The sequence below is a fragment of the Haemophilus parahaemolyticus genome, assembly GCF_002015035.1.
GTDB lineage: Bacteria > Pseudomonadota > Gammaproteobacteria > Enterobacterales > Pasteurellaceae > Haemophilus_A > Haemophilus_A parahaemolyticus.
In genome coordinates, this window is sequence record NZ_MUXY01000001.1 from 783,387 (window position 1) to 798,472 (window position 15,086).

Sequence of the window (15,086 nt, forward strand, 5' to 3'; positions counted from 1 at the left end):
TCCCAACCTGCAAACATAATGAAATTAAACTTTCCAACCTATCTAACCCTTTTCCGTTTGGCTTTAATTCCACTTTTTGTAGTTGTTTTTTATTTGCCAATCACATATTCCCCCGAAATCACAACATTCATCTTTTTTATTGCATCCATTACCGACTGGTTCGATGGCTATTTGGCAAGAAAATGGAACCAAACCACTCCACTTGGTGCATTTTTAGACCCCGTTGCAGATAAAGTTTTAGTCGCAGTTGCCTTTGTTTGCGTGGTGGAATATTACCACACTTGGTGGATTACCATCCCTGTTTGCATTATGATTGCCCGTGAAATTATTATTTCTGCTTTGCGTGAATGGATGGCTGAACTGGGTAAACGCACTAGCGTTGCTGTTTCTATTTGGGGAAAAATTAAAACCACTGCACAGATGCTTGCTTTAGGTGGAATGCTCTGGCGACAAAGCGATTTAATGGAAACGCTTGCGTTTATTCTACTTTATATTGCATCTGCATTAACAATTTGGTCGATGTTGCAATATCTGAAAGCGTCTAAGGGAAGTTTGTTGAAATCATAATTTTTTATTCTTTGAGAACAGAAAAAAATGACTATCTTCTACTGATTCAGATAGTCATTATTCTTACTTAAGCTGAAAGCTCATCCGCAATCTCTTCCGCTTGCTTCAACACATACTCCACTGCACCTTCTGCCTGATCAGGTGGATATTTATATTTTTGTAAGGCACGTCGAACGAGTAATCTAATTCTTGCCCGCACGGCTTCTTTGTGTTGCCAATCAATACTGACTGAGCGGCGTAAAATATCGGTAATCTCTTTAGCGAGTTTAGAAAGCACTTCATCGTTCATCAATTCTTTGGCGCTCTCATTTTGAGAAAGTGCATCGTAAAACGCTAATTCTGCCGTGCTTAAACCGAGTTTTTCGCCTCGCGATAAGCGTTCGGAGAAATCCCGCCCCATCTGCACAAGTGCATCAAGAATTTCCACCACGCTCAAGTTGTGATTGTGATATTGCGTGAGAGCTTCTTGCAAACGTTGCTCAAAATCTTTTTGTGCGGTCAGATTTCTGCTGGCTTTGGCTTTAATTTCCTGCTTTAAATAACGCTCCATCGCCAACACCCACAGGCTTTTAGTCTCGCTGTTTTTGATCGCTTGCAAAAATTCGTCGGAAAGCAAATTAATCTGAGTTTGTTCTTTGCCCAACAAATCAAATAAATCAATGGTACCTTCAGATATAATACTTTGATTGATTAATGCTTTAAGCTGAATTAAGCGTTCCGTTGTCCCTTTTCCGTTTTGTTCACGTTTGGCAAGCACAGCACGCACCGCATCATAAAAAGCCACTTCTTGACTATATGGTTCGATTTCAGGTAATGCCCCGCATAAAGCGTAACCTTTTTTCAAGCTTCCTGCCGTTTTCAAAAAGGCTTTTTTACGTGGCTCAATATCATCTGCATTATGCCAATGTTGATCGTATGCTTTGCCTTCATTAGGCAGTTGGTCGAGCGTAGCAATATGGTTTGCTGCTGTCGCTATAGCTTTTAGCAACAATGCAGGTTCTTGTTCAGAAATTGCGATCTGAACATCAAATGCTTCGCCTTCAATTGGTATCGCAAACAAAATTCGGATAAATTCAAGCTGTTCTTTCATTTTAAAGAACACGCTTTGCACATCTTCCGCTAATTGCCCTTTGCCGGTAGAGTTGGTGTATTGCTGTGTGGCTGCTCGTAATTCTTCTGCTAAACCAACATAATCCACGATAAGTCCACCGTTTTCGCGACTTTTGTTAGCGAATACACGGTTTACTCGTGCGATGGCTTGCATTAGGTTATGCCCCTTCATTGGCTTATCAAGATACATAGTGTTACAGCACGGTGCATCAAAGCCCGTCAGCCACATATCGCGCACAATCACCACTTTCAGCGGATCGTTCGGGTCTTTAAAACGGCGTTCCAGCGTTTGTTTTTCTTGTTTACTGTAAACGTGTTTCTGCATTTCCGGCGCATCGGAAGCAGAACCCGTCATCACAATTTTAATCGCCCCTTCGTTAATATTGTCCGAATGCCATTCAGGACGCAGTTTGATGATTTCATTGTATAAGTCCACGCAAATCTGACGGCTGGAAACCACCATCATCGCTTTGCTGTCCACCACTTCATTGCGTTTTGCAAAATGTTGCACAAAATCGACCGCTAAATCGTGCAATCGTGCTTCCGAACCAAGCAATTTTTCTCGCAAGCGTAATTTCGGGTTTTCTTCGCCTTCCAGCAGTTCATCAATTTCTGCAAATAATTCATCGTGATTAGCATTCTCCGCCAGCTTGATTTGGCGAGCTTCGTAAATAATCGGCACGGTTGCACCATCTTCCACCGCATCTTGCAAATCGTAAATAGATACATACTGACCGAAAACATCTTGTGTATCGCGATCTTCAAGGCTAATTGGCGTACCCGTGAAGCCAATAAACGAAGCATTAGGCAGCGCATCGCGCAAATGGCGAGCATAACCTGCCTGAAATTTGCCGTTATGCAGCTTTTGTGTAAAGCCATATTGGCTGCGGTGTGCCTCATCGCTGATCACAATAATATTGCTGCGTTCATTTAACACAGGGAAGCGGCTTTCTTCTTCATTTAGAGCGAATTTTTGAATGGTGGTAAAAAACACGCCGCCCACTTCATTTTGTGCGAGCAGTTGGCGCAGTTGTTCGCGATCTTCCACTTGTTGCGGTGTTTGTTTGATTAAATCTTTACCCGAAGAAAAAGTTTGGAACAACTGACCGTCCAAATCGTTGCGGTCGGTAACTACCACAATCGTCGGATTTTTCAATTCAGGTTGGGAGAGCAATTTGCCAGCATAAAACAGCATTGAAATGGATTTGCCCGAACCCTGCGTATGCCACATCACGCCAATGCGTTTATCGCCTTGCTCGCTTGTGGCAAAAATTGTGGATTCTACGGCTTCATTCACACCGTAATACTGATGATACGCCGCGATTTTCTTGATTAACGCTCCATTAGAACCGCGTTCAAACAGCACAAAATAACGTACATAATCCAGCAGTTTTTGCGGTGTCATCAAGCCGTTTAATAGATTTTGCAATTCATCGCCAAAATCCAACCGCTTACTTTTTGCCTTTTCATCCACGACTTTCCACGGCGTAAAGCGTTGGAAATCTGCCGAAAGCGAACCCAAACGGGCAGCAATGCCGTCTGAAATAATTAAAGCTTGGTTGTAAACAAACAGCTCGGCAATTTCATCTTTATAGGTTTCAAACTGATTAAACGCCTGCAACAAATCCGCCGATTCACGCAGCGGATTTTTGAGCTCAAATACCACCAACGGTAAGCCATTTACAAAGCCGATAATATCAGGAATCCGCTTGCTCCCTTTACGGCTGCGGATTTCCAATTGATTGACGGCGACAAAACGGTTGTTTCCCCAATGCTCGAAATCCACCAAACGCGCCATCTCGATTTTTTGCTCACCATTTAGCGTATATTCCACCCGTACACCATCACGCAACAGCTTATAAAACGCCTGATTCCGTACCACCAAATCACCAATATCGCTTTTTGTCGCGGATTTCACTACAGAATCAACCGCACTTTCCGGCAGTTTTGGGTTGAGTTTACGCACTGCCGCACGCAGTTGTTCAATAAAGATTACACCGCCCAGATCGCCACGGGCAAACTCGCCTTCATGAACAGGCAAATCTTTACCGTAGCGATATTCCCAACCGAGGGATTGCAGGCGTTGAAGGGTGAGTTGTTCGATGTCGTTTTCGTTGAGCATAAAGTGTTCCTTTTGTGTATTTGCTGTCTTTGGGGAGCTAATGGATTAATTTCTTCGTTTATTGATACTGCCAAATCTCCCCTACCCCTCTTTGCTAAAGAGGGGGATTTCTTGAGTAAATTGTCAGCAACTGGCTCATTGTTAATCTAAGAAAATTTCAATTTCTTATCGCATATTAAAGTAGAAAGCCAAAATTTAAATTACCTTCGATCCAATCCCCTCTTTAGCAAAGAGGGGGAGGGGAGATTTGGAAGAAGTGAAATAAACCTAATCATTTGCAAAACGCTCTGAAAAAAATAACCACTTGTGTGAGGATTGTTACTATTCTTCCAAGTCTTGATATTCTAAATTAATCTCTGCAATCGCATTATCAATACCAATTTCACAAAGTTTTATTTTTCCTAATAAATCAGGATAAATTGTTGAAGCATCAATATTAATTGAGGCAAGATAAGCTAAAACATCTTTTCTTAACTTACTGGAAATTAACATTTTACTTAATCTGTGAAAAACATGTCCATTGCCAAAATTTGTGTTCAGTTTGGCGATATCTTCAAGTTCAATCGATGATAATTTTGTAAAAACACCTTTTTGTGCATTAATCCGGTTTCCAATTTTAATTTCTGGCTCAATAATGAGTTTTTTACCAACATTAAAAAACTCATTTAATTCATAAATAACACGATATTGGTTTTCTTCCTGACTTTCAAAAGCAAAATAAAGTGCAACAAAGAAAGATTTTGTCCAATCTAATAAAGGTGTTTTTAACTGATAATGTTGTGCAAATGCCCAAATATCATCATCTTTAAGATTACTTGGTAATAAAATATAACCATCAATACTTTGATTGAGAAGAATGCGTTTGCAATGCTCAAGATATTTTTCTTGCAGCCTTTCATAATCTTTTTCAATGTCAATTTGTTTACCAAACTTTTCTAAATATCGCTCTAAAGTTGATTGTAAGCGATAATCTTCACGGCTATGCCCGCGATAATACCGAGCGTAAATAGTATAACTTTCACTTGTTGATGGTATGCTTTTGTATATATCAGGCGTTTCTTCATCAAATATATAAGAGTGAGCAGATAAAAGGGATTTTAATTCATCTAATGTATTGATTTCTGCTAAAACAGGGACTTTATCTTTTCCTATAAATTTAAAATCTTCCATTTTAAACTTCTCCGTTTAATAACTTAGGTAGTAATAAATCTCTTTTCCTCTCTAGATTATTGTTTTCTTTTAGGTTTTCTATTGTTTTGTTCATAATTGGTTTAGCTAATAAATTAAATTTTTTCAAAATTACTTTATTAGGTATTAGAACGGGTGTTTCTTCAATTATTTTCTTACTAATGTTTTGCTGGGCGGAGCCACTAGCTTGATTTGCGAAGTATTTTTCTTGCAGCTGTAAGTGATAGTAATTAAAAAAAGTATATTCTTCTTTAGGTATTATTGCGCATACAGCTTGGTTTGTAGATGTTTCAAATCCTGAAAATGCACACTTCCCAGCTGTAGGAGAGGCATAAATAGCGACTAATGTTGAATATGGAGGAATAAGTTTTGCTGCAGAACCTTTTAAACCTAAATCTGTAATATATTCTTTAGATTGAACTAATACTTTGTTATTGCATACTTCGCCTGACGAAAGCCAAGATATATCTCCATTTTCCCAATACTCTAAATTTGATCTTTTAGGCGTTCCCCCGTTTTGAATTTTCAAACTGCATTCAGAGATAGTACTTACCAGCCACCCCTTCGGCACCTCAACCCCATCAATCTCCACCATCTCACACGGAAACGCTTTGGCGGTTTTGGATAGTTCGGCGTAGCGGTCAGGCTGTGTTTGTGAAAGTGCGGTCAATTCTTCAGGTGTTTTTCCGCTGATTGCCTGCATAGCGGCAAGTTCTGCTTGTTCAAGGCTAAGACCGTCTGAAAGGGCTTGGACTTTGGCACGTACAGGATCAAAATCGACAAACCAGCTTTTAAACAGGGCTTGGGCGATTTGTTCCAAGGTTTGGTTGATTTGGGTATTAAGTTCGATTTTGTCATCTAATGATCTTAATTTTTTAGATATATTTATTTGTAAGTCCAAATTTGGAATATCTAATTCTACTTTCTTAAAATCTTTTAGAACAATTCTCGGAACTCCAGAGCCTGATACATAGTTATTTAATATGTCTTCTTTTACTCTATTATTTTTCAAAGAGTAAACTAAAAAATCAGGATAAACTATTTCTTTATTAGGTCTCAGAATTGCAATTGAAGATAGTAAAACGATATTATCTGCATTTCTTACTCTAAAGATATGCTTCATAACAGAACCATCTTTAGCTATAAGTATGTCATCAACTTCTGGTTTACAGCCTTGTTTTACAAGTTTTTCAAAATCATTTTTAGAAATATGTTTTGCTTTTGATAAATCAAATCCAAATTCAGTCATATCTTTAACTGAAACCATCGGATAACCAGTTGGGTCTTCTTTAGGTGATTGATGAGACCCATCGGTAATTTTTTTGCATATTTGATCCAATGTGTATAAATTATTCATACCCCAATCCCCCTAAATTCTTTTTAATCTCCGCTTCCAACTCTGCACTTTTCGCAAACTGCTCCTTCAAAAGAGCGGTCAGATTTTGCATTTTTTCTGCAAATGGTACGCCGTCGTCTTCTTGTTCTGCGGTGCCAACGTAGCGCCCCGGTGTGAGGACGAAGTCGTTATCTTTAATTTCTTCTAAAGTAACAGATTTGCAGAAAGCGGCTTGGTCTTCATAGCTGTCTGATTTTTGCCAAGCGTGGAGGGTGTCGGCAATTTTGGCGATATCGTCAGCGGTGAAATCACGCAATACACGGTCTTTCATATAGCCGATTTGGCGGGCGTCGATAAATAACACTTCGCCTTTGCGTTTTTTGTTGCGGTTTAAAAACCAAATACAGGCGGGGATTTGGGTGTTGGTAAAGAGCTGGCCGGGTAGTGCAACCATACATTCGACCAAGTCGGCATTGATGATGGCTTTGCGGATTTCGCCTTCGTTATTGGTTTGGCTGCTCATGGAGCCGTTGGCAAGCAACAATGCCATTTTGCCGTTGGGCGAGAGGTGGTAAATCATGTGTTGCAGCCAAGCGAAGTTGGCATTGCCTTTAGGCGGCGTGCCGTATGTCCAACGTGGATCATCGGCAAGGGATTCGCTCCACCAATCGCTGATGTTGAAGGGTGGGTTTGCCATGATGAAATCCATCTTTTTGTCGATGTGTTGCGGCTGCGTGAAGCTGTCGGCGTTGTGTTTGCCGAAGTCGTAATCAATGCCGCGAATCGCCATGTTCATGGCGGCGAGTTTCCATGTGGTGGGGTTGAATTCTTGCCCGTAGATGGAAACGTTGTTGATGTTGCCTTGATGGGCGGCGATAAAGCGTTCGGTTTGCACGAAAAATCCGCCGCTGCCCATGGCTGGGTCATATACTCGTCCTGAATAAGGTTCGAGCATTTCGACAATCAGGGAAACAATGGATTTCGGCGTGAAATATTGCCCACCTCGTTTGCCTTCTGCTTGGGCAAAGCGACCGAGGAAGTATTCGTAAACGTGGCCGAGAATGTCTTTTGCACCTAAATGCACGGGCTCGCCGTTGTAAGTCGGGCGGGTAAAGTTGGTATCGGAGAAGAGGATAATCAGCCCACGCAGGGTGTCTTCGTTTACCGCATAGCCGCTGATGCGTTGGAGGACGCCTTTGAGTTTTTCGTTGTCTTTTTCAATAGCATCAAAGGCATCGTCAATCAGTTTGGCGACGCCAGAAAATTTCCCACGCTCCTTTCCTATATTCCAAGGCAATTCTGCCCCAGTGTTGAGAATAGAGACTTCTTGTAAGGCTTGCCAACGGGCTGAAGCTGGCACCCAAAATACGTTATCCGCGGTGTAATAATCACGGTTTTCTAGTTCTGCAGTTAAGGCTTCTTGATACTCTTCTTCAGTATCAAAAAAAGTGCGGTCAAGATAGAGGGGGTTTTCCGCATCGGAGAGTTCTGCCTGAATTTTTTCCTGTTGATGGGTGAAATTATCAGAAATGTATTTTAAAAAGATAAGACCAAGAACGATATGTTTATAGTTAGCGGCATCAAGTTGTTGACGGAGTTTATCAGCAGATGACCAGAGTTTTTCGTCTAATTCATTGAGAAAAGCCTGAACGGTTAAATTTTCAGCAAGATTGACGATTGACGATTGACGATTGACGATTGACGATTGACGATTGACATTATACTAAACCTTTGAATAAAAAAGTAAAGAAAAACAATGAGTTATAGTTTAAATGATGAAGTTTTGTTCATCTTATTAAAATGGCGTGTTACTTATTCAACAACACGCCATAACGAAAGTGATGATTTTATTATGCGTTCTCTTTTGCAAATTTATCCATAAATGCAATTAAGGCATCTACACCTTCAATTGGCATTGCGTTGTAAATAGAAGCACGCATACCGCCTAATACTTTATGTCCTTTTAATGCTTGTAAACCACAAGCGGTCGCTTCAGCCACAAATTTTGCATTAAGCTCATCATTGTCAGTAGTGAAAGTTACGTTCATTACCGAACGGTTTTGTTCTGCAATGTAGTTACGATAGAACGTGCTTTGATTGAGGTAATCATATAGGCGTTTTGCTTTCGCTAAGTTGCGTTGTTCAACGGCTTCCAATCCGCCTGTGGCTAACAAGTGTTGGAATACCAGTGAACATAAATACCACGCAAAAGTAGGTGGTGTGTTGATCATTGAATCTGAGTTTGCTTGAATTTCATAGTTCCAGATAGAGGGGGTATCTTTGCGTGCTCTACCGATCAAATCTTCACGCACGATGATAATGGTAATCCCCGCTGGCCCTAAGTTTTTCTGAGCACCTGCGTAAATCACACCGAATTTGCTGATGTCAATTTTGCTTGAAAGAATGTTAGATGACATATCTGCCACTAACACCGCATTACCTACGTTTGGAATGTCTTTAATTTCCACACCTGAAATGGTTTCGTTGGTGCAATAATGCACATAATCATATTGTTCTGCGATGTCGCTGAAATCGGTACGATTGACTGAAATCACACCATTTTCATCCGTTTCAATGATAGAAACTTCATCTACTTCGCAGAAATTACGGGCTTCTTTCGCCGCTGTGCTCGACCAGTGACCACTATTTAAATAAAGTGCTTTGCCTTTTTCACCGATTAAATTCATCGGAATAGCGGCAAATTGTCCTCTCGCACCGCCTTGTAAAAAGAGGATTTTATAATTATCAGGGATGTGGAAAAGCTCACGGAAATCTTTATCTGCTTGAGTAATCAGCTCCATAAAGAGCTTACCGCGGTGGCTGACTTCCATTACCGAAGTGCCTTGCTCTTGCCAGTTTAAAAGTTCTTTTTGAGCCTGTTCTAACACCGCTTTCGGCATCATCGCAGGGCCTGCACTAAAATTGTAAACTTGTGTCATGTGTTTGCCTCTTTTTAATTAAAAGTCGTTTCATTCTAGCGAAAAGCGGAGTGCTTTCAACCTTCAAGCGGTGAAATTTGCAAAATTTTTTGCAAATCAGACCGCTATGCCATACTCAATTGAAGATCTATCATCGCTACCTGTTTTTGCTCATCCAATAAATCTGCTTGCACTAATGGATTTTGCACTAAATAATCTGCTTCAAATTGCAACGCCCAATCGTTTTGGTCAATGTGTAATTTCAATGTCTTTGGCATTACGCTGGCTTGACGTGAGCGGTTAAATAACACGGCCAAACGGAACAAACGCAACAGTGTTAAAATATCACGATATTGATAGCGGCTAGTACTGCGTAAATCACTCTTCTTAAAGCCTTTCAAATGGAAACGTATCAAGATTGCCAACAAGGCTTGTTGTTCATCATCAAAGCCCGCTAACGTTGCATTCGAAATAATATATGCCGAATGTTTGTTTACATTATTGTGGTTAATGACGATCCCGATTTCGTGTAATAAACTTGCCCATTTAACCAGCTCGCGTAGCTCCGCCACTTGATGACGGTTTTTCCACATTTTTACTTGGTCAAAAAGCGAAAGTGCGGTATGTTCAACGCGGTGAGCTTGCGCTTTATCAATATTGAATTGAATAGCTAACGCCTGTGCAGTACGTTGGCGAATGTCGTCCACTTGGAAATATTTTTCCAAGCCGTACATCAACCCTTCACGTAATGCTCCATCAGAATAACGCATACTTTCAATTTTGAACGTGTGGAATAATGCCAATAAAATCGCCAAACCTGGCACAAGCACATCCGCTCGTTCTTCAATCAAACCTTTAAGCTGAATTTCTTTTAGTGAATCAAATTTTAAGCAGGCTTGAATAATGTTTTTTAAGCGTTTTTCGGTAATCAAACCATCACGAAAACCGTTTGAAATTAACACTTTAGAAACGGTTTTGATTGTGCCAGATGATCCCAACACGTGTTGCCAGCCAAGTGAACAATATTCGGTTTCTAAATCTTCTAATTTTTCCATCGCCAGCTGATACGCTGATTGAAAGCGTGCTTCACTTAGCTTTCCTTGGGGGAAAAAACGCTTAGCAAAACTCACACAGCCCATATGTCGGCTTTCAGCACGAATTGGCGTGAAATCATCACCAATGGTCATTTCAGTTGAACCACCACCAATATCCACCACTAATTTTCTGCCTTTTTCTGGCTGGGTATGGCTGACGCCTGAATAGATAAGACGAGCTTCATCTTGTCCAGAAATGATTTGAATAGGGAAGGGGAAAATAGCTTGAGCCTGTTTCAGAAATTCATCATTATTTAATGCACGGCGCAGGGTGTAGGTGCCGACAACCTTCACATTTTCAGCAGAAAAACCTTGCAAACGATCAGCAAAAAGCGATAAGCAAGCCAATCCACGATCCATTGCTTCTTGATTTAAAATACGATTTTCATCTAAGCCATCCGCCAAACGAACGCGGCGTTTTAGGCGAGAAAGTACTTGGATTGAACCGTTTACAATTCGAGCGACAATCATATGAAAGCTATTCGAACCAAGATCGATAGCAGCAAATTCGCGAGGCTGTTCGGCAGGCGTTCGGGTTTCCACAGGCATTAAACTTTCCTTAAAAGGTAAAATACAAAAAATATAGAAAATGGTTGGATTGTATCACTTTTTGCTCAAAACGGGCGAAAGTTCTCCCTTATAGTATAAAAATTTTGCTGATTATTTATTCAAACGCAGAAAGGTTTAGAAAAATTTTTGACGAAAGAGCCTAAAAGGACTAGGATTTAGGCAGTTTTATCATCGTTCTTTCCATTAAGTTAGAGGATATTTTTATGTCAGACGCACAAAAACGATCTTTCCAAGATATGTTGGACTACGTTCACCTATATCGCCTAAAAAACAAATTACACCGAGAAACCGCGGATAATGATCGCAAAATCCGCGATAACCAAAAACGTGTGTTATTGCTTGATAACTTATCGCAATATATCACTGATGAAATGAGCGTAACAGAAATTCGTGCGATTATTGCGAATATGCGTGATGACTACGAAAACCGTGTGGACGACTATATGATCCGCAATGCCGAGCTTTCAAAACAACGCCGTGAAATTCGTCAGAAAATGGCATTACATAAACAAGCACCTAAAGAAAAAGTATAATTCTTTTTTCTTCCTAATAAGCATATGGTAATCCCATATGCTTTTCTTTTACGATATTTTATAAAAATAATCTCTAAGCTTGACGATATCGTTAAATCCATCGAAAATCGGACAATTTTTTAAAAATGTAACCGCTTATGTACACAAACCTCCAATTCTCATTACCTAAAACCGACACAACATATCAAGATCATCAAACGCTTGGCAATATTATCGGGCATTCTGACACGCTCGTTATCGCTCAATCTTCTGAGCAATTTCAAGGTGTTACCGTGGTGGTAACGCCTGATACTCGCACAGCACTCCGCCTTGAAAAAGCATTGACAGCCTTTACCAAGCTACCTGTAGCAATGTTCCCCGATTGGGAAACTCTGCCTTACGATAATTTTTCTCCTCATCAAGAGATTATTTCCGCTCGTCTTTCAGCTCTTTATCAATTGCAACAAGGCAAAAAACATATTTTTTTGCTACCGATTAGCACGCTTTTACAGAAAGTTTGCCCGCCAAGTTATTTGGCTAATCACGTTTTATTGATTAAAAAAGGCGACCAAACTAGCATTCAACAATTACGTTTGCAGCTTGAAAATGCAGGTTACCGCTCGGTAGAACAGGTCTTGGAACACGGCGAATATGCAGTGCGTGGTTCGTTGCTTGATCTTTACCCGATGGGGGCAAGTCAACCGTTTCGTTTAGATTTTTTTGGTGATGAGATTGACTCCATTCGCACCTTTGATGTGGACACGCAACGTACAATGAGTGAAATTCCCGAAATCAACCTGCTGCCTGCACACGAATTTCCGACCGACAGCAAAGGTATCGAGTTTTTCCGTGGCAAATTTCGCGAAACTTTCGCTAATATTCGCCACGAGCCTGAACACATTTATCATCAAGTGAGCAAAGGCATTTTGAATGCAGGCATTGAGTATTGGCAGCCGCTCTTTTTTGAGGAGATGGCAAGCCTGTTTGATTATCTGCCGAATCATTCGCTCTTTATAACCTTCGATGGCTTGCAAGAGAAAGCGGAACAATTCCGCCAAGATGCACAAAAACGCTTTGAAAATCGTATCGACCCGATGCGTCCGTTACTTGAACCAAGCAAACTTTGGTTTTCATTGGAAGAAATCAACCGCTTGTTGAAGGGCTATCCACGCTTAACGCTTACTTCAGAAAAAGTACGAAAAAGTGCAGCGAAAAGCAATTTAAATGTAGCGAAATTACCCGATCTTGCAATTAATCCGCATTTGAAAAATCCATTTGCAAACTTTGAGGCATTCCGAGAAAAATTTAACGGCAATATCGTTTTTTCAGTGGAAACCGAAGGCAGACGCGAAACCTTGCTTGATTTGCTCGCACCGCTTAAGCTCAAACCCAAACAAATTAAAACGCTTAATGAGATCAAAGAGCCGATTTCATTGCTGATTTCAGCACTTGATCAAGGTTTTGTGATTGAAAATGCAGAAGAAACAAGCGGTGAAAATCTGGCAATCATTTGCGAAACGGATTTATTGGGCGAACGTGTGCATCAACCAAAATCAGCCGATAAACGCAAAACAGTAAACCCTGATACGCTGATTCGTAATCTTGCCGAGCTTAAAATCGGGCAAGCAGTGGTGCATTTAGAAAATGGTGTGGGGCGTTATGCAGGCTTAACTGTGCTTGATGCGGGCGGAGTGAAAGCGGAATATGTGGTGCTGGAATATGCCAACGAAGCAAAACTTTATGTGCCTGTTGCCTCATTGCATCTGATTTCTCGCTACATTGGTGGGGCGGATGAAACTGCACCATTGCATAAATTAGGCTCAGAAGCGTGGGCGAAATCTCGCCAAAAAGCAGCAGAGAAAATCCGTGATGTAGCAGCAGAATTACTCGATGTTTACGCCAAACGTGAATCGCAAAAAGGCTTTGCCTTTGAATATAACCGAGAAGAATATGTGCGATTTAGCCAAACTTTCCCGTTTGAGGAAACCGAAGATCAGAAGTTGGCAATCAACGCTGTGGTCAGCGATATGTGCCAGCCGAAAGCGATGGATCGTCTTGTGTGTGGTGATGTTGGCTTTGGAAAAACGGAAGTCGCCATTCGTGCTGCTTTCCTTGCGGTGATGAACCATAAACAAGTGGCGATTTTAGTGCCGACCACACTGCTCGCTCAGCAACATTTTGATAATTTTAAAGATCGTTTTGCGAATTATCCAATCAATATCGAAGTACTCTCACGTTTTAAAACCGCAAAAGAGCAAAAAGAGATTTTGCAGAAAGTGGCAGAGGGGAAAATTGATATTTTGGTCGGTACGCATAAGTTATTGCAAGAAGACGTCCAATTCCACGATTTAGGCTTGCTGGTGATTGATGAAGAACACCGTTTTGGTGTGCGTCAGAAAGAGAAAATCAAGCAATTGCGTGCGAATATTGACATTCTTACGCTCACCGCAACGCCGATTCCGCGTACGCTCAATATGGCATTAAATGGTATGCGAGATTTATCAATTATCGCCAGCCCACCAGCACGTCGCTTAACGATTAAAACCTTTGTACGACAAAGCGATGATTTGATTATTCGCGAGGCAATTCTACGTGAAATTCTACGTGGTGGACAAGTTTATTATCTGCATAATGATGTAGCAACGATTGAAAATTGTGCCTCAAAATTGATGGAACTTGTACCTGAAGCACGTATTATCATCGGGCACGGACAGATGCGTGAACGTGAACTCGAACGGGTGATGAGTGATTTTTATCATCAGCGTTTTAATATTTTGGTCTGCTCGACCATTATTGAAACAGGGATCGATGTACCCACTGCAAATACCATTATTATTGAACGAGCAGATAAATTTGGCTTAGCACAATTGCATCAACTACGTGGACGAGTAGGACGTTCGCATCAACAGGCTTATGCTTATTTGCTCACGCCGCATCCGAAAATGATGACCAAAGATGCACAGCAACGTTTAGAAGCCTTAAGTTCCATTGATAATTTAGGTGCTGGCTTTGTATTAGCAACGCACGATTTGGAAATCCGAGGTGCGGGCGAATTACTAGGGAGCGAACAGAGTGGGCAGATCGAATCTATCGGTTTCTCGCTTTATATGGACTTGCTCGAAAATGCAGTAAAAGCCTTGCAAGAAGGACGTGAGCCAAGTTTGGATGAGATTACGCAAAACCAAACAGAAATTGAGTTACGTATTCCTGCACTCTTACCAGAGGATTACGTGCCAGATGTGAATATGCGATTATCGTTCTATAAACGCATTGCAAGTACAGAAAATGAGGAGGCATTGAAAGAGTTAAAAGTCGAACTTATCGACCGTTTCGGGTTATTACCAGAAGCGACAAAAAATCTATTCCAGATCACCCAAATTCGCCATTTAGCGAAAACATTAGGCTTGAAGAAAATCGAAGCAGGCATCAACGGTGGTTTCTTAGAATTTAAAGCAACCGCCACGCCTGACCCGATGAAATTCTTGCAATTGATTCAGCAAGATAAAACGGCTTATAAATTTGATGGGCCGTTAAAATTTAAATTCACCAAGCCATTAGAAAACAATGAAGCACGCTTGCAGTTTGTTTCTGAGCTTATGGACACATTGGAGAAATAAGAAAGTACGCTTCAAGCGGTTGATTTTTGGCGAAAATTCGCAAGATATGACT

9 protein-coding genes are annotated in these 15,086 nt (G+C 40.9%); 3 read left to right on the plus strand and 6 right to left on the minus strand.

The genetic code is table 11. The annotated features are described in order from the left end of the window. The first annotated feature begins 18 nt into the window (after positions 1–18). The gene (gene pgsA / locus B0185_RS03810) at positions 19–567 is read left to right on the plus strand and encodes a CDP-diacylglycerol--glycerol-3-phosphate 3-phosphatidyltransferase (protein WP_005706714.1); all 549 of its coding nucleotides are present in this window, start codon (positions 19–21) and stop codon (positions 565–567) included. Between the two features lie 67 nt (positions 568–634). Here the strand turns inward: pgsA and B0185_RS03815 are convergent, their stop codons facing one another. The 6 genes from B0185_RS03815 to ppx all read right to left on the minus strand — a co-directional run bounded on the left by B0185_RS03815 (position 635) and on the right by ppx (position 10,884). Further along, complete coding sequence (locus B0185_RS03815) at positions 635–3,799, minus strand: type I restriction endonuclease subunit R (RefSeq protein ID WP_005706726.1); 3,165 nt, start codon at positions 3,797–3,799, stop codon at positions 635–637. Between the two features lie 321 nt (positions 3,800–4,120). Continuing rightward, positions 4,121–4,969 carry an FRG domain-containing protein gene (locus B0185_RS03820; protein WP_005706723.1) on the minus strand — a complete coding sequence of 283 codons (849 nt, stop codon included), beginning with the start codon at positions 4,967–4,969 and terminating at the stop codon, positions 4,121–4,123. 1 nt (position 4,970) lies between these two features. Continuing rightward, positions 4,971–6,344 (minus strand): restriction endonuclease subunit S, encoded by a 1,374-nt coding sequence (locus tag B0185_RS03825; RefSeq protein ID WP_005706675.1) that lies wholly within the window; start codon positions 6,342–6,344, stop codon positions 4,971–4,973. Further along, entirely contained in the window at positions 6,337–8,022 is a 1,686-nt protein-coding gene (locus B0185_RS03830) for a class I SAM-dependent DNA methyltransferase (RefSeq protein ID WP_039863260.1), read from the minus strand. The genes B0185_RS03825 and B0185_RS03830 overlap by 8 nt, the downstream gene beginning before the upstream one ends. A 151-nt stretch (positions 8,023–8,173) precedes the next feature. Further along, positions 8,174–9,262: a 3-phosphoserine/phosphohydroxythreonine transaminase gene (serC, locus tag B0185_RS03835; protein WP_005706652.1), complete on the minus strand. Its 1,089-nt coding sequence runs from the start codon at positions 9,260–9,262 to the stop codon at positions 8,174–8,176. A 104-nt stretch (positions 9,263–9,366) separates the two neighbouring features. After that, positions 9,367–10,884 carry an exopolyphosphatase gene (gene ppx / locus B0185_RS03840; RefSeq protein WP_005706716.1) on the minus strand — a complete coding sequence of 506 codons (1,518 nt, stop codon included), beginning with the start codon at positions 10,882–10,884 and terminating at the stop codon, positions 9,367–9,369. A 224-nt stretch (positions 10,885–11,108) separates the two neighbouring features. Between ppx and B0185_RS03845 the strand changes: the two genes are divergently transcribed. After that, positions 11,109–11,438, plus strand: a complete 330-nt coding sequence (locus B0185_RS03845) for a DUF496 family protein (protein ID WP_005706744.1) — start codon at positions 11,109–11,111, stop codon at positions 11,436–11,438. Positions 11,439–11,575: 137 nt separating this feature from the next. Continuing rightward, the gene (gene mfd, locus B0185_RS03850) at positions 11,576–15,034 is read left to right on the plus strand and encodes a transcription-repair coupling factor (RefSeq protein ID WP_005706695.1); all 3,459 of its coding nucleotides are present in this window, start codon (positions 11,576–11,578) and stop codon (positions 15,032–15,034) included. The last annotated feature ends 52 nt before the right edge of the window (positions 15,035–15,086 follow it).

Coding starts and splice junctions, on each gene's coding strand:
- pgsA (WP_005706714.1), top strand. CDS start 19: ATGAAATTAAACTTTCCAACCTATCTAACCCTTTTCCGTTTGGCTTTA.
- B0185_RS03815 (WP_005706726.1), bottom strand. CDS start 3,799: ATGCTCAACGAAAACGACATCGAACAACTCACCCTTCAACGCCTGCAA.
- B0185_RS03820 (WP_005706723.1), bottom strand. CDS start 4,969: ATGGAAGATTTTAAATTTATAGGAAAAGATAAAGTCCCTGTTTTAGCA.
- B0185_RS03825 (WP_005706675.1), bottom strand. CDS start 6,344: ATGAATAATTTATACACATTGGATCAAATATGCAAAAAAATTACCGAT.
- serC (WP_005706652.1), bottom strand. CDS start 9,262: ATGACACAAGTTTACAATTTTAGTGCAGGCCCTGCGATGATGCCGAAA.
- ppx (WP_005706716.1), bottom strand. CDS start 10,884: ATGCCTGTGGAAACCCGAACGCCTGCCGAACAGCCTCGCGAATTTGCT.
- B0185_RS03845 (WP_005706744.1), top strand. CDS start 11,109: ATGTCAGACGCACAAAAACGATCTTTCCAAGATATGTTGGACTACGTT.
- mfd (WP_005706695.1), top strand. CDS start 11,576: ATGTACACAAACCTCCAATTCTCATTACCTAAAACCGACACAACATAT.